The organism is Thalassospira sp. B30-1 (assembly GCF_015767575.1).
GTDB classification, from domain to species: domain Bacteria; phylum Pseudomonadota; class Alphaproteobacteria; order Rhodospirillales; family Thalassospiraceae; genus Thalassospira; species Thalassospira xiamenensis.
On record NZ_CP065232.1, the window covers coordinates 901,306 to 918,079 of the forward strand.

At 56.6% G+C, this 16,774-nt stretch carries 18 protein-coding genes and 1 pseudogene; 10 read left to right on the plus strand and 9 right to left on the minus strand.

Translation table 11 applies throughout. The features are described from left to right. Positions 1-17: 17 nt before the first annotated feature. From IT971_RS04110 to IT971_RS04135, 6 genes are all read left to right on the plus strand, one after another. The gene (locus IT971_RS04110; protein ID WP_063092809.1) at positions 18-1,082 is read left to right on the plus strand and encodes an O-antigen ligase; all 1,065 of its coding nucleotides are present in this window, start codon (positions 18-20) and stop codon (positions 1,080-1,082) included. Further along, complete coding sequence (locus tag IT971_RS04115) at positions 1,069-2,400, plus strand: prenyltransferase/squalene oxidase repeat-containing protein (protein ID WP_063092810.1); 1,332 nt, start codon at positions 1,069-1,071, stop codon at positions 2,398-2,400. Before IT971_RS04110 ends, IT971_RS04115 begins: the two co-directional genes overlap by 14 nt. Before the next feature lie 70 nt (positions 2,401-2,470). Further along, the gene (locus tag IT971_RS04120) at positions 2,471-2,710 is read left to right on the plus strand and encodes a type II toxin-antitoxin system Phd/YefM family antitoxin (protein ID WP_037991808.1); all 240 of its coding nucleotides are present in this window, start codon (positions 2,471-2,473) and stop codon (positions 2,708-2,710) included. Further along, positions 2,710-3,096: a type II toxin-antitoxin system VapC family toxin gene (locus IT971_RS04125; RefSeq protein ID WP_063092811.1), complete on the plus strand. Its 387-nt coding sequence runs from the start codon at positions 2,710-2,712 to the stop codon at positions 3,094-3,096. Before IT971_RS04120 ends, IT971_RS04125 begins: the two co-directional genes overlap by 1 nt. Positions 3,097-3,163: 67 nt before the next feature. Continuing rightward, entirely contained in the window at positions 3,164-5,668 is a 2,505-nt protein-coding gene (gene hrpB, locus IT971_RS04130; RefSeq protein WP_063092812.1) for an ATP-dependent helicase HrpB, read from the plus strand. A gap of 87 nt (positions 5,669-5,755) precedes the next feature. Continuing rightward, entirely contained in the window at positions 5,756-6,166 is a 411-nt protein-coding gene (locus IT971_RS04135; protein WP_063092813.1) for a VOC family protein, read from the plus strand. Here IT971_RS04135 and greB read toward each other — a convergent pair. Both greB and IT971_RS04145 read right to left on the minus strand, forming a co-directional pair. Further along, on the minus strand, positions 6,151-6,633 hold the full coding sequence (gene greB, locus IT971_RS04140) for a transcription elongation factor GreB (RefSeq protein WP_223305010.1): 483 nt from the start codon (positions 6,631-6,633) through the stop codon (positions 6,151-6,153). The two genes, IT971_RS04135 and greB, sit on opposite strands and share 16 nt — an antisense overlap. 78 nt (positions 6,634-6,711) lie before the next feature. Then, the gene (locus tag IT971_RS04145; RefSeq protein ID WP_063092815.1) at positions 6,712-7,620 is read right to left on the minus strand and encodes a LysR family transcriptional regulator; all 909 of its coding nucleotides are present in this window, start codon (positions 7,618-7,620) and stop codon (positions 6,712-6,714) included. Between the two features lie 96 nt (positions 7,621-7,716). Between IT971_RS04145 and IT971_RS04150 the strand changes: the two genes are divergently transcribed. Together IT971_RS04150 and IT971_RS04155 are read left to right on the plus strand one after the other, a co-directional pair. Further along, complete coding sequence (locus IT971_RS04150; RefSeq protein WP_063092845.1) at positions 7,717-8,181, plus strand: ester cyclase; 465 nt, start codon at positions 7,717-7,719, stop codon at positions 8,179-8,181. After that, positions 8,178-9,101, plus strand: a complete 924-nt coding sequence (locus IT971_RS04155) for an NADP-dependent oxidoreductase (protein ID WP_063092816.1) — start codon at positions 8,178-8,180, stop codon at positions 9,099-9,101. Before IT971_RS04150 ends, IT971_RS04155 begins: the two co-directional genes overlap by 4 nt. 58 nt (positions 9,102-9,159) lie before the next feature. Here IT971_RS04155 and IT971_RS04160 read toward each other — a convergent pair whose 3' ends face one another. The 4 genes from IT971_RS04160 to IT971_RS04175 all read right to left on the minus strand — a co-directional run bounded on the left by IT971_RS04160 (position 9,160) and on the right by IT971_RS04175 (position 12,936). Further along, positions 9,160-10,389, minus strand: coding sequence for an MFS transporter (locus tag IT971_RS04160; RefSeq protein ID WP_063092817.1), 1,230 nt, complete (start codon positions 10,387-10,389; stop codon positions 9,160-9,162). 79 nt (positions 10,390-10,468) lie between these two features. Further along, positions 10,469-11,422 (minus strand): LysR family transcriptional regulator, encoded by a 954-nt coding sequence (locus IT971_RS04165; RefSeq protein ID WP_063092818.1) that lies wholly within the window; start codon positions 11,420-11,422, stop codon positions 10,469-10,471. 77 nt (positions 11,423-11,499) lie between these two features. Continuing rightward, complete coding sequence (locus IT971_RS04170; protein ID WP_063092819.1) at positions 11,500-12,687, minus strand: DUF3095 domain-containing protein; 1,188 nt, start codon at positions 12,685-12,687, stop codon at positions 11,500-11,502. A 33-nt stretch (positions 12,688-12,720) separates the two neighbouring features. Next, positions 12,721-12,936 (minus strand): SlyX family protein, encoded by a 216-nt coding sequence (locus tag IT971_RS04175; RefSeq protein WP_007090472.1) that lies wholly within the window; start codon positions 12,934-12,936, stop codon positions 12,721-12,723. Between the two features lie 110 nt (positions 12,937-13,046). Between IT971_RS04175 and IT971_RS04180 the strand changes: the two genes are divergently transcribed. Further along, positions 13,047-13,583, plus strand: a complete 537-nt coding sequence (locus IT971_RS04180) for a class I SAM-dependent methyltransferase (RefSeq protein ID WP_063092820.1) — start codon at positions 13,047-13,049, stop codon at positions 13,581-13,583. A 57-nt stretch (positions 13,584-13,640) separates the two neighbouring features. Here the strand turns inward: IT971_RS04180 and IT971_RS22510 are convergent, their stop codons facing one another. The 3 genes and pseudogenes from IT971_RS22510 to IT971_RS04190 all read right to left on the minus strand — a co-directional run bounded on the left by IT971_RS22510 (position 13,641) and on the right by IT971_RS04190 (position 15,212). Further along, positions 13,641-14,054 (minus strand): NAD(P)-dependent oxidoreductase, encoded by a 414-nt coding sequence (locus tag IT971_RS22510; protein ID WP_255356857.1) that lies wholly within the window; start codon positions 14,052-14,054, stop codon positions 13,641-13,643. Next, positions 14,037-14,543, minus strand: a pseudogene (locus IT971_RS22515) (NAD(P)-dependent oxidoreductase); the annotation flags it as partial. The pseudogene IT971_RS22515 and the gene IT971_RS22510, both read right to left, overlap by 18 nt. Positions 14,544-14,798: 255 nt before the next feature. Beyond that, on the minus strand, positions 14,799-15,212 hold the full coding sequence (locus IT971_RS04190) for a tellurite resistance TerB family protein (RefSeq protein ID WP_007090469.1): 414 nt from the start codon (positions 15,210-15,212) through the stop codon (positions 14,799-14,801). A gap of 367 nt (positions 15,213-15,579) precedes the next feature. On the opposite strand from IT971_RS04190, the gene IT971_RS22365 reads away from it, so the two are divergent. After that, positions 15,580-16,770, plus strand: a complete 1,191-nt coding sequence (locus IT971_RS22365) for a PAS domain S-box protein (protein ID WP_252724175.1) — start codon at positions 15,580-15,582, stop codon at positions 16,768-16,770. Positions 16,771-16,774 lie beyond the last annotated feature (4 nt).

A 16,774-nucleotide genomic window follows, 5' to 3' on the forward strand; every position in this document is an offset into this window, starting at 1 on the left:
TGTTGCAGGGGCAATTCATGGCCGAAATGAACGCAAAGCCGGACACGGTCGGGGATACGGCGGGCTCAAACATGCCGGTTCTTTTGCTGGGCATTGTGGCAATGCTGGCATCGCTTTGGCTGACCGGGTTTGGCGGGATGCTGGCGAAGCTGATCCTGATCGGGTTTTGGGGGATTTGGGTTGGGCCTGCGATTTTGCGGGGGCGATTGACGGGAGATGGATTGGTCGCCGTGCTTTTGCTGGGCGTGTTGGTCGGGGTTGTTGGGCTTGGCGATGGCGGGACGGATGAGAAAGTCCGGCTGATCGGCAATCTTTTGATCCTGCCGCTTGGCCTGATATGCGGCCTATGGCTGGGGCGGGATTGTTTGCGGGTGATGGTGCCGGCATTGATTTTGTATCTGCCGATGGCAAGTGTTTTTCAGATCACCCATGAAGGGTGGCGGCTTAATCATCCGTTTCTGTTTCTGGGGTTGTTTGCATTGACGTGCGCGATGCGGAGGCGTGCGCGCGGATGGATTGGTGGGGTTGCCGCGGTTGCCGTGGTCCTGAGCCAGACGCGGATTGCGGTTTTGGCGCTGATGATCGCCTTTGTCGGGCGGGTTCGGTTTTCGCGAGCGATGACGTGGCTTTTCGGATTGCCGACTTTGATTGCGGTGGGGGTGATGATGACGATCTGGCTGCCGCGCCTTTTGATGACGCATGGCAGCGGGCGATTGGCATTCTGGCAGATGTTTTGGAATGATTGGCAAACGGCATCCTCCGCACGTCAATGGCTTGGCTTTGGAGCGGGCAGTGTCGAGGCGATTTTGCAGGATTTGCCGTCTGCGGCGGCATTCGGCGCGCTGCATAATGATCATTTCCGCATCCTGTTCGAGACGGGATTGATCGGAGCAATCCTTTGGCTGATGGGCTGGGGGATGCTGATCTGGTTTGCACGGGGATCGCGGTTGGCGATGTGTGTTCTGGCATCAGTCGTGGTGACGATGGTGACGGACAATACACTGTCATACGGGCATTACCTGATTTGTTGCGGGATGGCGGCGGGGATTGCCATGCGGGAGAATACCGATGCAAGGCAATGATCTGATTGCGGTGCGTGACCGTGTTCTTGCGGGGATTGTTCACGCCAACTTTGCCGGGGCCGATCCGTTTGACGGGCTCGAAAGCGGGGTGTTCCGTTTAAGCGGCTTGGGGCGGTTTCGGATGGCGCGGCTGACTTGGTTGCAGGCGATTAAGCGTGGACCACGGGCATTACGCCATATTGCGATCATCCCGGCATTGCAAAACCCGAAAACGTTGGCGTTGCTTCTGGGGGCGGCTGATGGGGTACGGCTTCGCGATGTGGCGGGCAGGCTTTGCCAGATGCAAAACGAGGACGGTGGTTGGGGATATCCGTTTGCGTGGCAGGCACGCGCCTTCTATGTGCCGCGCGGTGCGTCCAATGCGATTGTCACAAGCTTTGCGGTTGATGCGTTGATGACTGGCGGTATGGCACCAAGCGACCCGGTATTGCATCGGGCGGCGGGATTTTTGCGTGGGCTTTGGCGTGATGGGTATTTTGTCTATGTCGGGCAGGGGGATAGGGAAATCCATAATGCCAGCCTTTGGACCGCCTGGACATTGCATCGCATTGATCCGGGTAATGAAATAAGCCGGAAGGCGGTTGCGCGGGTTCTGGCCGCGCAGCGTTTCGATGGGGCGTGGGAATATGGCACGCGGTCGCATCATCGCTTTGTTGATGGCTTTCATACCGGTTACATCCTTGATCTGCTGGATCGGTTCCGGGCATCGGGGATGGTCGGGTTGGATGACGCGATCATGCGTGGCTATGCATTTTACCGTGCGGAATGTTTTGACACTAATGGCCGCCCGCGCAGCTTTGCCAAGCGGGACGGGTATGTTGATTGTCATGCGGTGGCACAAGCCATCGGGACACTTTGCCGGTTTGGTGATCTTCCCGCGGCAAAGAAGATTGCGGATTGGGCGTGTGAAGCATTGTTTGATGCAAAGCGCGGTGTTTTTTATGCCGGTCTTGGGCGGTTTGGCGTGGATCGGCGTAATTATATGCGCTGGACTCAGGCATGGATGGTCTGGGCATTGTCGATTGTGATAGAAAAGGCGGCGATGGAAAACATATTGAACCTTTTGTTGCCGTTAACTTTCGAGCATCCCGATCCGACCCGGCTGGAGAAGGAGGAAGCCCTTCGTGTGCTTTCCGAAGAGGCGTTTCGCGACTTGTTTAAAGTGACCCGGATCGAAGCGCAGAAAATGCGGGTAAGCGGCGATATGGATGCGCTTTATAGGCTGACGCGCGGGCTTAAAACCCTGCAACGGATTGGCGGGGAGCGGGGACTTGTTTTGAGGACAGGGCCGGTGCAATTCTTGCACGAGCAGGAGTAGTTCGCTTTTTGCTGCGAATTCGATAAATATAAGATAGACTAAGTTAACTTAGTCATATTTGAGGTGCGCGATGGGAACCGTTAACATTCATGAGGCCAAAACACACCTGTCCCGGTTGATTGCAAGGGTAATGAACGGCGAGGATCTTGTGATTGCTAAGGCAGGAAAACCGGTCGTTCAGATGTCTGCGTTTGATCCCGAGAAATCCCTTGCCAAACGGACGGGATTCCTTCGCGGTGAAATTCTGGTTCCGGACGATTTCGACAGAATGGGATCGGACGAGATCGAAGAAATGTTTGGTCTGCGCTGATGAAGCTTTTGCTCGATACGCACTTGATCCTTTGGGCGGCAGGAGAACCGGAAAAGCTTCCATCTGGCGCAGTTGATCTGATCGAAAACGCGGAGAGCGAATTGCTTTTCAGCGCGGTCAGTCTTTGGGAAATCGCAATCAAGTCCGGGCTGGGGCGAGATGATTTTCGGGTGAATGCCCGGCTATTGCGTCGAGGGTTAATTGATAATGGATACTCCGAATTGCCGATCATTGGCGAACATACGCTTATGATCGATACTTTACCGTCTATTCACAAGGATCCGTTTGATCGGCTTCTGGTTGCTCAGGCGATATCGGAAGGGATAATGCTTCTGACATCGGATGATCTGGTCGCGAAATATGCGGGGCCGGTACGTTTGGTCTGATTTTGTTGCGCTTTTGATGAAATCCTTCAGTAATGTCCGGCCCTTGCCGTAGTTGTTAGTCCAGTTCATGCCCAAAGCCTTCCCCATCCTTCCGATTGATGCGGTTCTGCCCGACCTTTGTGCCGTGCTGGAAACCGGTACCAATGCGGTTTTGCAGGCCCCGCCGGGGGCCGGGAAAACGACCAAGGTGCCCTTGGCATTGCTGGAAAGTGCATGGCGGAATGACCAGAAGATCGTGATGCTGGAGCCCCGGCGGCTGGCCGCACGGGCAGCGGCGCGCCGGATGGCGCAGTTATTGGGCGAAAGCGTTGGTGAGACGGTCGGCTATCGCGTGCGGTTTGACAGCAAGGTTTCCACCAGCACCCGGATTGAGGTCGTGACCGAGGGTATTCTGGTGCGCATGATTCAGAATGATCCGGAACTGTCAGGCATTGGTTGCGTGATTTTTGATGAATTTCACGAAAGGTCGCTGGATGCCGATCTGGGGTTGGCATTGGCACTGGAAACGCAGGCAGCCCTTCGCGATGATTTGCGCATTGTCGTAATGTCGGCAACCCTTGATGGTGATCCGATTGCGGCTCTGATGGGCTGTTGCCCGGTGATCACCAGCGAAGGCCGCGCTTTCCCGGTTGAAACAAAATATATCCCGATCCGCCCTGATGCGTGGATTGATCGGGAAATGACGGCGGCGATCCGGTTGGCACTTCGCGAGGAAAGCGGGTCGATCCTGACCTTCCTGCCCGGGCAGGGGGAAATCACGCGGGTTGAGGTGGCGTTGAAAGATGGGCTTGATCCATCGGTGATCATTGCGCCGCTTTATGGCGCGATGGAAACCAGGGCACAGGATATTGCGATTGAGCCCGCACCAGATGGCATGCGCAAGGTGGTGCTGGCGACTGCGATTGCCGAAACGTCATTGACGATAGATGGCATTCGGGTGGTGGTGGATTGCGGGTTGCAGCGTTTGCCGAGGTTTAACCCGGCATCGGGCATGACGCGGCTGGTGACGGTCAAATCATCGCAGGCCAGTGCTGAACAACGCCGTGGCCGTGCGGGGCGGTTAGAGCCCGGCGTGTGTTATCGCCTGTGGGCGGAAGCCGAACATCGTGCCCGCCCGCCCTTTACCGCACCGGAAATTGCCGATGCCGATCTTGCGCCGCTGACGTTGGAACTCGCGCAGTGGGGCGTGTCTGATCCGGCAAGCCTGCCGTGGCTGGATCAGCCCGACGGGGCAAAGATCGATCAGGCGCGCGATGTGTTGAGGCGGCTTGAGGCGATTGACGATGCCAACCGGATCACGCCGATGGGCACCGCGATGGCCGGATTGCCGGTGCATCCACGCTTGGCGCATATGATGTTGCGTGGGGCGCGCCTTGGACTGGGTGAGGTTGCCTGTGCGCTGGCGGCATTGTTATCGGATCGGGATTTCATGCGCGGTCGCGGCGCGGATTTACGGCTTAGGGTAGAGGCGATTTTGGCCCGCAAGGCCCCGAAAATGATCACCGAGGCCGCAAGGCAGCTTTCGCGGCGATTGGGTGATGCCGCGAAGAAAGAGGCCAGCAAAGCGGGTAGTCATAACCCCGCTGATCCTGTTGATCATGCCGATCAGGTCGGGTTGCTTCTGGCCTTTGCCTATCCCGACCGGATTGGCGAACGGCGCAAGGGGACTGATGCGCGGTATCGTCTGTCGGGTGGGCGTGGCGGGATTCTGGCGAACGATGATGGGTTGGCGAGCGAACCCTATATCGCGGTGGCGGAGCTTGACGGACAGGCACGAGAGGCAAGGATTTACCTTGCCGCACCGTTATCGCGCGCGAGCCTTGAAACCCATTTCGCCGATCAGATTTCCGAAGGGACAGAGGTCTTCTGGGATGCGCAAAGCGATGCGGTGCAGGCGCGCTGGCAACGGCGGATCGGGGCGCTGGTGCTTGACGAAAAGACCACCCGTGACGAAGCCGGACCTGATGCCATTGCGGCCGCGATGATCGAAGGCATTCGTCGTCTTGGCCTGCATTGTTTGCCTTGGGACAAGGCGGCCGAGGGACTGCGCGAACGGATCGCGTTCCTGCACCGGGTTGATCCGGAAAACTGGCCCGACATGAGCGACGATGCGCTTTTGGCATCGCTTGAGGATTGGCTGATGCCATATCTTGGCGGGATCAATAAACGCAGCCAGCTTAAACAGGTCAATTTGGCCGAGGCATTGGTATCAGGCATTGACTGGAACAGGCGCCAAGAGCTTGATCGTCTGGCACCGACCCACTGGACCGTGCCAACCGGGTCACACATCCGCATTGATTATAGTGGCGAAACACCAGGGCTTCCTGTCCGGTTGCAGGAAATGTTTGGCGCGACCGAAACTCCCAAAATTGCTGGTGGTAAGGTGGCGGTAACGTTGCATCTGCTGTCGCCAGCGCAAAGGCCGCTTCAGGTGACGTCTGATCTGGTGGGGTTCTGGAACGGCTCCTATGCGCAGGTCAAGGCCGAGATGAAGGGACGGTATCCCAAACATTACTGGCCCGACGACCCGTTGCAGGCCGAACCGACGCGTCGGGGTAAAAGCCGGATGTGAGAAGGCGACCTTGTCGGGCGCAGTAGGGCTATGCGTGTGTGGCACAGGCGGGCATAATCGTGACTCGATTTTGCGTTTAACAGGATCATGATGATCACAGCCGCCACACCGCTTTTAAACGTTGCCGAGATCAACCGCAGCATCGGGTTTTACCGTTTGCTGAGGTTTGAGGTGGTGGCGCGTACCCTGTCCGATCTGGATGAGCAACCGGTCTGGGCGATGCTGGAGGCAGGTGACGGGGATACCGGAATCCGTTTGATGCTGGCCGCGCATGGCGGTGTTTCGCATGAAGAGCGCCGGATGCGACCATCCTTTGCCGGGCTGGTCTGGTATCTGGAATGCAATGATGTTGATGTCATGTTTGACGCGCTAAACGATGCCGGGTTCAAGCCAGAGCCGGTGACGGAGCTTGAGGACGGCACGCATCAGTTTTTTGTCCGTGATCCGGATGGGTATGAAATTGCGGTCACAGAACCGACGGGTTATGCTGTCGGATAGCTGATTTTTAGGACTTCAAGCTCGTCCTCGCCCGCCGGGGTGCGCAACGTGACGACGTCACCGACACCGGCCTTCATCAGGGCGCGGGCGACAGGGGAAATCCAGCTTATTCTGCCTTTGAGGCTTTCGGCCTCGTCCTCGCCCACGATGCGGATGGTGACTTCTTCGTCCCGCGCATTCACATATGTAACCGTGGCGCCAAAGAAAACCCGGCCGTGATCGGGTTGTTCGTGCGGGTCGACAACAACCGCGTCCTCGATCCGTTTGCGCAGATAGCGCACCCGGCGATCAATTTCGCGCAGGCGCTTCTTGCCATAGATGTAATCGCCATTTTCCGACCGGTCGCCATTACCTGCCGCCCATGAAACCACTGCAACGGTTTCGGGCCGTTCCTTTTTCCACAGGTGATCAAGTTCGGTGCGAAGGGCTGCGAGCCCTTCGGGGGTCATGTAAATCGGTCTGTCCATGAGCGGGTTTTAGCTTAACGCTGCGCCGCGGGAAAGAGGCGATTTGGGTCGGCGGTGTAGCAGATACCGGGCGTCTTGTTATCCATCAAGCGGCAGGCCCGAGACAAAATCACGCAGCCAGCGTTGTGCGGGATGGACATCATTGCGGCGATGCCAGGACATGGTGAAGCCGATCGGATCAAGATCGAAGGGAAGCGGGCGGATGGCAAGAGCATCGGCCTGGCCAGACGCTGGAATGACGCCCGCCATCAGAGTCGCGATCAGATCGGAGCGCGCAATCACAAGCGGGGCGGCGTACATCGTTGGCAGGGTCACGGCAAGGCGGCGTTTATGGCCCATTTTTGCCAGTGCCGCATCCACCAGACCAAAACGGTCATTTTCCGGTGATACCAGCAAATGCGATAGCGAAAGGAAAGCCGCAAGATCCAGCGGTGCCTTGGTTGCTGGGTGGTCACGGCGCAGAACGCAAACGAAGTCTTCCGAAAACAGTGGTCGGGTCAGTATGCGCCCGCTTGCCGTGGGGGAGACGCCAATCGTTAGGTCGGCTTCCCCCGCGTCAAGCAGGGTAATGGCGTCATCCCGCGCGGTGAAGTTACCGATCCGCAGCGTGATGCCCGGTGCCTTCTGACGCAGCGCATCAAGCAACACCGGTAGGACTTTGAAGGTCGGATGATCCGAAAGTGCTATGGAAAAAGTCGCGGTTGACGTCGTCGGATCAAACGTCTGGGTGAATTCAAGCGTGCGCTGAATTTCGGCCAGCGCATGGCCAATTGGTTCGGCAAGATCAAGGGCACGCGGGGTTGGCTGCAAGCCCGCAGGGCTTCGGATGAAAAGTTCATCATTAAGCAATCCGCGCAGCCGCGATAGTGCGGCACTCATGGCCGGTTGGGTGCGGCCAATGCGGATACCCGCGCGCGTGACGCTGCGTTCTTTCATCAGCGCGTCGAAGGCCACCATAAGATTGAGGTCGATACCATGTAAATCCATGAAATGGATGTTGCCATATATCTTATATCGATTTCAATTATGTCGAGAGGATCGATAGCATTTCCCATATCCAACAATCCTGAATGGGAAATGAAAATGACGGAGCAAATCAATAAGCCTGTGATTACCGGGGTATCAGACCCGGATCGCAAGGCCATCGAGGTACTCTATCGGGCTTTTAGCGAAGGTGCCGACCTTTTGGATGAGGCGGTTTGCAGCGACTGGCAGGATATCCCGCTTGCCCCCGGGCAGGCACCGGGACGCGATGGCATGAAGCCCCTGATCAGGGCGTTTCAGGCTGCCTTTCCAGACGTGAAAATCATCGTCCACGAAATGATTGGCGGACCGGGCCGGGTTGCCGTGCGGGCCGAAATCACCGGCACGCATTCAGGCGAATGGTTCGGGATTGCGCCGACAGGCAGGGCTTTTCACATGCCGATTCACGAATTTCATTATGTCGAAAACGGCAAGGTGACCCATACATGGCATCTGGAAGACTGGCTTGGCTGGTTGTATCAGGTGGGCGCATGGCCAATCACTGATCAGGAGGCCGCGCAATGAAAGCCGTCAGACTTGATGATTACAATACCGCACCTGTCATCCGCGATATTGCTACACCGGAAATCGGCCCGGAGGACGTGCTGGTCCGGGTGGGAGCAGCAGCTCTTAATCCGCTTGATATTAAATTGCAAAGCGGCGTGTTGCAGGGCTATTTCCCGCTGGAGTTCCGATACACGGTCGGATCCGACCTTGCAGGGATGATCGAGGAGGTCGGGGCAAATGTGAGTGGCTGGCACAAGGGTGACAAGGTTATTGCTCGGCTTGATCCGGTTGCGGGCGGGGCGTTAGCCGGGTTTGCCTGTGTTCCGGCGAATTATCTGGTGAAGGTGCCCGAAGACATGCCGCTTGAAGTCGCCGCAGGCATTCCGACGGCTGCGGGAACGGCGTGGCAGGCGTTGTTTGAGCTGGGTGGTCTTGGTGTCGGGCAGACGGTTCTGATCCATGCCGGGGCCGGTGGGGTAGGCAGTTTTGCCATCCAGTTTGCCCGTGCGTCAGGCGCACGCGTGATTGCAACCGCATCCGGGGACGGGATCGCCATTGCGCAGACATTGGGTGCAGATCAGGTGATCGATTATCGCCATGCTGATTTTGCAGAAATGCTTTCGGATATTGATCTGGTGATTGACACCATCGGCGGTGAAACACAGCAAAAATCGTTTGGTGTTCTGCGAAGCGGCGGCAGGCTGCTATCGCTTGTTGCCCCGCCGGATGAGGCATTGGCACATGCCCACAATGTCAATGCGCAGTTTGTGTTTCACATGTCTGATGGGGATCGGCTGGCACGGGTCGTTTCGGCGATGACCGAGAACAATGTGCGTGTTCTGATCGACCGGACCGTGCCGCTTGATCAGTTTGCCGATGCCTTTGCCCGACAATCATCGGGCCGGGCACGCGGCAAGATCATTGCTACGGTGGTCTGATAGGAGAAAGCCGTGACACAGAAAATATGTGTCACGGCTTTGTTCGGATAATCAGCGATCAGGCGTTGGCTTCGACCCGAAGGGCTTTGTCGTCAATTGGCATATGGACGATGGCGGCAAAGATGCCAAGCGCGATGGAGGCGATCCAGACGCCATCGAAACTGCCGGTCATATCAAAGATGATCCCGCCCATCCATGCGCCAAAGAATGCGCCGATCTGATGGGAAAGCATGACAATGCCAAACAGGGTCGCCATATAGCGCGGGCCGAAAACCTGCACGATGATGCCACTGGTCAACGGCACCGTCGACAGCCAAAGCGCTCCCATCAGGGCAGAAAACAGCCAGATGGTTTCGGCGGTTTTTGGAGCAAGCATGAACAGCAGAATGACCAGTGCGCGCATGCCGTAAATAAACGACAGGCTCCATTTTTTTCGCCACTTGCCGCCCACCCAACCGGCCGTCAGGGTGCCAACGATGTTAAACAGGCCAACAATCGCAAGCCCCTGTGCCGCGACCGAACCGGGCAGGCCGCAAAGCTGGGTAAAGGTTGGCAGGTGGGTTGCGATCACCGCGATATGGAAGCCGCAGACAAAGAACCCGGCATTGAGCAGCAGAAAACCGCGATGTTTGCGCGCCTCGTCGAAGGCTGCGACCAGCCCGGTCGGTTCAAGATCGGCACCACCTGAATTGGGGCCATGGGCCTCGGCCTTGCCGGTAAGCGCAAAGGCAAAGGGTACGATGATCATCGACATGACGGCAAGAATTGCAAGGGCGGTGACATAGCCATAACCGTCATTAAGAAACTGGGTTGTCGGGGCCATGACGAACTGGCCGACCGATCCCCCGGCGGATGCCAGACCAAGGGCGAAGCTGCGTTTGTTCGGCGGAAAGGCGCGGCTTATGGCGGCCAGAATGACCGGGAAGCTGGTCGCACCGACCCCTGCTCCGATCAGGAATCCCGATGTCAGATGCAGTTCCATTGGCGAGGTCGAAATACCCATGAGATACAGGCCCAACGCATAAAACGCCGCCCCACCAATCAGTGTGCGTGTGGTGCCATAGCGATCAGCAAGGGCACCGGCAATCGGGGCGGCAACACCCCACATCAGGTTCTGAATGGCAAAGGCCAGACCAAAGGTCGAGGCACTCCAGCCGGTGGCGGTCAGCATATCGGGGATGAACAGGCCAAGCGACGGGCGGATGCCGAGATTGACCGCCAGGACAAGACAGCCAGCGACAAGAACAAGCCAGGGAAACCACCTGGCGGTGCGAAGAGTGGGGCTCATCGGTTTACTCCGGAGCGGATTTCAATAATTGTTCCAAATTTGAACGCAGGGCCGCGATGCGTCCAATTCATTCGGTTTATTATGCGGATAACATTTGCGCATTATTATCTGGCAGCGTATCGGACATAGCCCCGGCTTCGACGACAATTTTGCCAACGGTATCAATGATATCATCAAGATCGGTGTTGGACTGACGGCGGATCAGCATGATCCCCATATCCCAATTCATGCCCGGAATATTAAGAATGCGGATGCGGTTTGTCGCCGGGCTGTGCATGCAGAACCGCCGTGCCATGATGCCGTATCCTGCCCCGGCGGCTACCATTTCGATCTGCAATTCAAGAGCGGAAACTTCCAGGACGGATTTGAACTGCACCCCGTTCTGGCGCGCCCATGCATTGCCAAGTGCCCGGAAAGTACAGCCATCCGGCATCAGGACCATGGGATGTTCGGCCAGTTCGGCAATGTTTTTCGGGTGATGTCTGGCTGACCGGGGGCCGATGGCAACGATCTGATCATCAAGAAGTTTTTGGGCACGCAGACTTGGCGGAATATCGCGGACATCAATGCTGCCAATTGTACCATGCGGACCATCCAGCGACAGCATGGCATCAATTTCGCCCCGCCGCATCAGCGGCAACAGCTCGCTTGACCAGCCACTTTTGATTGTAAGCGACATGTCGGGAAAACGTGCGTGTAGATCTCGCAGTTCGTGCGCCGCCAGAAGCGGTGCCGCCCCGTGACTGACGCCAAGGCGGAACGGACCGGTCACGGCATTGTTGCCGGTGATGCTTTCGGTGAAACCATCAAGGCGGCGTAAAAGATCGCGGGCTTCGGCCAATGCCCGGTGCCCGGCGGGGGTGGGTTGTAACGGCTTTAAGGACCGGTCAAAAAGCTGTGCGCCAATGCGTTCTTCAAGGCGCTGGATACGGCGCGTGATGGCAGGTTGCGTAAGGCCAAGGCGGGCGGCGGCCCCATGAAAGGATTTTTCATCGGCAACGGCGATCAATGCCTGAAGTTCGCGGGTATCCATGACGGTCACCTGTTGTCACAAAAGATGGTTCAGGATCGCGCAAATCGGCTATTGATGCAAGAAAAGCATCGGTGTCGTTAAGTTGATGCGAGTTCTGCATGAGCTGGTTGTGCCGGGAGCTTTTTCATCTTTGCTTTGCAGATGCTGGCTGCCGCGGTGTAACCGCCATCGGCTCCATCTAGGAAATGCAGGTGGGAGTCCGTTGCAATATCGGGAACGATGCAGGTCATCAGCGCTTCGTCCTGCTGTTTTATCCCAAACCAGATATCACCATTGTTTTCGGCATCCGACAGCAACGTTTCGATTTGTTCTGTTTGTGGTGCGGTGCAATTGACAGTCAGCCAGATACCATCGCCAAAGCGTCGGAAATCAGTATTGAGTTTGGTTTGTTCGCGATAATGCACCGGATCGAAATCGCCAAGATTCCGGCCAGTTTTAAACAGAAACAGGGCAACGCAGGAGACGAAAAGCGCCTTGCACCATGCGCGCAGTTTTGATCCTTCGGTTCCCTGTGTTGCCAGTGCTTCGAGGCGCAGGCTTTGCCAGCCAATCCGGAAATCGGGACCGGATTCAGGGACCGGATTGCTGTCACGACGGTCCTGTTCAAGGATGCCAAACAGGGCGGTTGCGCAACGGTCAAAACGAGCACGATCATCGCGGGGCAGCATGATTAGTGACAGGATTTTACATCCATCCTCGGCCCGGATTGGCGACCATCGGCACGAAAGTCCTGTCAGATCGGGCTGCGTGCCAGACGGTGCCGGTGTAATCAGGTTATGGCCCTGCTTCATCTGTTCTTCGGCCCAGGAAATGCCGCGCCCGGAAAATACCGCATAGGCCAGCTTTTTTGATGCGAGAAAACGGGCAACCCGGACATTGTGACCACTTTTTCGGATTTCGTCGATGCGGACCAAGGCAACCCGCAAATCAAAACCCAGTTCTTCGCTTGCCCAGATGGCGGTCGCGGCAAGGGCATCGCGGACGGCGGGAACCTTGTCGGGTGGGCAGGCAATCGCTGCACCGTCCCCGCCAAAGATGAATGGAAAATCCGAATGTCCGATGGCATTGGTGGCTGCGGCAATGACCGACGCGCCGACCATATTGACTTCCTTGTAACGGCCTGCTTCGACCGCCTTGGTCGACCCGACGATATCGGATGTGCCAACCCACCAGTCATCGGGCAGTTCGCGATAAATTGACGGGTCAAGAACCTTGGCGAAATCGTCGAACACCGGGATGTCGAGATAGGGATTGATCAAGGGCATCTCTGGGGTTGGCGGGGCCAGTTCATGGCACCATTAATAATGAGGCGGAGGTGCATCATCTTCTGGTGATGTACGCAGAAAATCGACAAGCCGTTTTATATCTTCGGCCATTAATTTGTTGCGCCGTTCCAGCAGGTCGATCCGGTCCCACTGTGATTTGATCATGTCGGACATGTCATGTATCGAGCTTTCGAGATGGGCGATGTGGATTTCGAGTTCGTCGATACGGTTGCTTGCGTCTTGGCTCATGGCGCGATGGTTGTCCCGCTTGGATGGGTGAAAACTTGCCGGGGACAATGCCCTGTGGCAGGAGTAAGACACCAACCTAGCACAGATCAGAAAGATTGGTTAGCAGGCCCATGAGCGAATTATCCATCCTCGTCATTCTTGGCGTCGTTACAGCACTGATCGTGGTCTATGCCATCCGGTTGCGTGCGGTGCCGATGCCAAGTGGTCGCAAGGCACGCAACGAAATCATATCCTATCTTCCCAAGGAACCCTGCCGGGTGACGGATTTCGGATCGGGATGGGGCGATCTGGCGATCAATATCGCGCGTGCCCGACCCGATATAACGGTGACCGGGATTGAGTTATCGCCGCTACCCTATGCGGTCAGCCGCATTCGCGCGCGGCTGGCACAGCTTGAAAACCTGTCGCTGGTGCGCGCGGACTTCAGAAAGCGCGATCAGAATCCGGGGGATGTTGTGGTGTGCTTCCTTGACCCGCGGGTGATGGCCGATGTCGGCGATGTTTTAAACCAGCGCATGGCACCGGGCGGGATTGTGATTTCACGTGCTTTTGCCATTCCGGGCTGGCAGGCCTTTGGCGAAGTCCCGATGCAGTCGGGATCGGATATGCTTTACCTGTACCGAATGGGATCGCATCTGCCAGGATGAGGCGCTGCCTGGCTTGCAAAAAGCAGGGTCGCCCAATGACACCCTGCTTTTTGCGTGTCATTCTTCTTCGTAAATCTTGATCAGGGCGGAATGGTCAAGATCGCCGCCGCCCATTTCGATCAGTTCTTCGTAAAGTTCAAGGGCGAGCCGCGAGAAGGGCAGTTCAAGGCCCAGTTCGCCTTCGGAAAATTCAAGCGCCTGATACAGGTCCTTGCGCTGGGTCACGACCTTGCCACCTGGTTCGAAATTGCGTTCGATCATGCGTTCGCCGTGCTTTTGCAGGATCGCGGAATCCGCAAAGCCGCCGGTCAGCGCGGAGCGCAATTTGCCCAGATCTACACCGGCTTCGTCGGCCATGGAAAAGGCTTCGGCAATCGCACCGATGGTGATGCCAACGATCATCTGGTTGGCGGCCTTGGCGATCTGGCCGGATCCGATTTCACCGACATGGGTGACGCGTGATCCAAGCACGCCAAAGACTCGCTGGACACGTTGAAAATCTTCTTCTTCTGCACCGACCATGATGGTGAGCGTACCGTTTTCAGCCCCGTGTGTTCCGCCTGATACCGGGGCATCGATCCAGTGACCGCCAGCTTCTTCGACGGCATCGGCAAAGCGCCGTGTGGCGTCGATGGCGGTCGTGCCCATGTCGACAACGATGGTGCCTTCTTCCATGCCGTCAATCACGCCATCCTCGCCAAGCAGCACGTTTTCAAGGGCTTCGGTATTGGCGACACAGATGATGACGATATCTGCATTCGCCGCTGCATCGGCCGGGGTGGGCGCGGTGGCAACGCCCAGATCGTCAAAGGCATTAAGCGTTTCGGGATTGCGCGTATTGACGGTCAGGATCGCCCCTGCTTTTTCGAGATTGAGCGCCATAGGACGGCCCATCAGTCCCAAACCGATGAATGCGATGTTTTCCCCGGCAAGTGCGGTCATAACGGTGTTCCTTCGTTTTGGCCAACGCGTGGGCCTTCGATGTGACGGTCAAAAAGCGATCAGACGATCAAAATCATCCCGGCTGGTTGAACCGGGTGGGCGGCAGTCAAATCGCAAGTGCGGCCATAACATGGCGGTCTGACAAAGAAAGCAGCAATTCAGGGCGTTGCCCGGTTTTATGCGCGTTTCGTTCGGTTTCCGTCGTTATCGGCCGACGCTATGTCGTCGGAATGGAAATTATGTGGTCGTTCTGTGCCGTCTTTGCGCGATTGCCTAAAACTCGCCGGGGCGGACATATCGCGCGGCCATGGCGCGTTCAATCGCGGCACTCACAAGGCGGTCAATATCGAGCCGATGACGTATCAGTTCGAGAATACGAAGTTCTTCCTGACTGATTTCGCTGTCCGACAGGACAATTTCGCAGGCAAAGACATAAGCGGTTTCGCGCAATTTGCGCGGCAGGGCTTCGCGGATCATGTCCAGCGTGCTGTCCAGGCCGTCTTCTTCGGCAAGCAGTTTGGCGCAATCGCGCGCAACCGCCGTGACACCGTCATTGTCAAAGCCGGCAAAAATCGGAAGATAGCGAACCCGACGCCCCATTGCGGACAGTTCCGCATCGGTGATGTCGTTATCCGAGGCCGAAACCATAACCATTGTGTAAATCAAGGCGTCCTGATGTGAGATCACGATGATTACTCCTTTTCCGGATGACTGACCGTTAACGGGTATTCCCGCGAAACGTCGACGCACCGGTTGATGGCGTGTGACAACTCCGATGGACATAGAACCTAAGACGGTATTTGATCTCCGGCAACAGTTAACCGGTTAAATATTCACGATTTTAATGATTGCGTAGTGAAATGTGGCGCATCCTCTGGGCGTCGGAACACAGGGGGGCTTGCTGCGCATGCATGTGCAGGGGCTGTGAACCGAAGGGGATGCTTAAAAAATTACAACATGTTAGCGTCAAGAACGCATCGCATTCTCTCTTGGGAATAAAATAGGCCTTTGCAGCGCATGGGGTAAAAGTTATGGTCTCGCAGCGATAACAAAAATGACGAATAAGCCGGGTATGGGAGTTATCATTTCAAGCAACGCTGCGGGGACTCTTGCGGCGTTGATTGGGCATCTTCGTGTCCCGTCGGGGGTTTATGACCCCATCGGCGAAAGCCTTCTTGTGAATGCGCCATGGGCGCAGACGATTTCACCCGACCTTGTCGATGATACCTGGCACAAGATTGATACCCATCCCGAAATCGCCCAAAATATCCGTGAAATCAGTGCCGAGGCCCTAAATGCCGTCGGATATTTTTCGCGTGTCGATAAAATTGATGGCCGCGATGTCCAATTCTTTGCCTGGCAGCTTTCACTCTCCGGGCAGGTTTTCATCCGGATCATCGCCCTTCAGGACGCAGATGCGACGACTGGCACCGGGGTTTTGATTTCGCCGCAGCCGGTTCTGGTGGTGGAGCGTGACGGCGGTTTGCGATTCTCCAACAAGGCAGCCGAGCAGGCCGCCCTTGAAATGGGGCTGCCTGGTGCATTGTCGCTGACTAAACCATCTGGCCAGCGTGCCCTGATTGAAGACGGCGAAAACATCGCCGACTGGGATGACATCCGCACCGTGCATTACGGGCAGCGGATTTATCAGTGGCAACGCATGCCGTTACCGACACAGGATGCGATTGCACTTTTCGGGCAGGAACGCACCCGCGAGGAAAGCTATCGCCGTGCCCTTGAACATGCGGTGCACGGTATTATCGATCTGGCCGCCGATGGCACATTGACCAGTGTGAACGAAGAAGCTGCGACATTGTTTGGCTATGACAATGTTCGCGAATTGCGCCAGGCCTATATTGCCAATAGTGAAAAGTTTTATGCCCGGGCCGAGGATTTGCGGGATTTGCGTCGCGACCTCGTATCCGGGGCAGGGATTCAGGCGCGCGATATCGAAATGCGCCGTCAGGATGGCAGCCAGCTTTGGGTGCGGATCAATGCTACCGAAATTCGTGGCGAAGGTGGATCGCTTCTGGGTTATAGCGTCACGGTTACCGACATCACCAAAAGCCGTCAGGCGGAATATGATCTGCGCCGCCGTCAGGAACGTTATCGTGCGCTGGTCCAGACTGCAGGCAGCGTGATCCTGTTCCTTGATAGCGAAGGTCGCATTCTGGAATATAACCGTGAATGTGAATGGACATTCGGCTTTTCCTGGATGGAAGCCGCCGGGGCAGAATTTCTTTGATTTC

Bases quoted from the DNA above. Each gene is read 5' to 3' on its own strand.
- IT971_RS04120 (WP_037991808.1), top strand. From the start codon at position 2,471: ATGGGAACCGTTAACATTCATGAGGCCAAAACACACCTGTCCCGGTTG.
- IT971_RS04110 (WP_063092809.1), top strand. From the start codon at position 18: ATGGCCGAAATGAACGCAAAGCCGGACACGGTCGGGGATACGGCGGGC.
- IT971_RS04150 (WP_063092845.1), top strand. From the start codon at position 7,717: ATGACGGAGCAAATCAATAAGCCTGTGATTACCGGGGTATCAGACCCG.
- IT971_RS04125 (WP_063092811.1), top strand. From the start codon at position 2,710: ATGAAGCTTTTGCTCGATACGCACTTGATCCTTTGGGCGGCAGGAGAA.
- IT971_RS04135 (WP_063092813.1), top strand. From the start codon at position 5,756: ATGATGATCACAGCCGCCACACCGCTTTTAAACGTTGCCGAGATCAAC.
- IT971_RS04165 (WP_063092818.1), bottom strand. From the start codon at position 11,422: ATGGATACCCGCGAACTTCAGGCATTGATCGCCGTTGCCGATGAAAAA.
- IT971_RS04145 (WP_063092815.1), bottom strand. From the start codon at position 7,620: ATGGATTTACATGGTATCGACCTCAATCTTATGGTGGCCTTCGACGCG.
- greB (WP_223305010.1), bottom strand. From the start codon at position 6,633: ATGGACAGACCGATTTACATGACCCCCGAAGGGCTCGCAGCCCTTCGC.
- IT971_RS04160 (WP_063092817.1), bottom strand. From the start codon at position 10,389: ATGAGCCCCACTCTTCGCACCGCCAGGTGGTTTCCCTGGCTTGTTCTT.
- hrpB (WP_063092812.1), top strand. From the start codon at position 3,164: ATGCCCAAAGCCTTCCCCATCCTTCCGATTGATGCGGTTCTGCCCGAC.
- IT971_RS22365 (WP_252724175.1), top strand. From the start codon at position 15,580: ATGACGAATAAGCCGGGTATGGGAGTTATCATTTCAAGCAACGCTGCG.
- IT971_RS04180 (WP_063092820.1), top strand. From the start codon at position 13,047: ATGAGCGAATTATCCATCCTCGTCATTCTTGGCGTCGTTACAGCACTG.
- IT971_RS04170 (WP_063092819.1), bottom strand. From the start codon at position 12,687: ATGCCCTTGATCAATCCCTATCTCGACATCCCGGTGTTCGACGATTTC.
- IT971_RS04155 (WP_063092816.1), top strand. From the start codon at position 8,178: ATGAAAGCCGTCAGACTTGATGATTACAATACCGCACCTGTCATCCGC.
- IT971_RS04115 (WP_063092810.1), top strand. From the start codon at position 1,069: ATGCAAGGCAATGATCTGATTGCGGTGCGTGACCGTGTTCTTGCGGGG.
- IT971_RS04175 (WP_007090472.1), bottom strand. From the start codon at position 12,936: ATGAGCCAAGACGCAAGCAACCGTATCGACGAACTCGAAATCCACATC.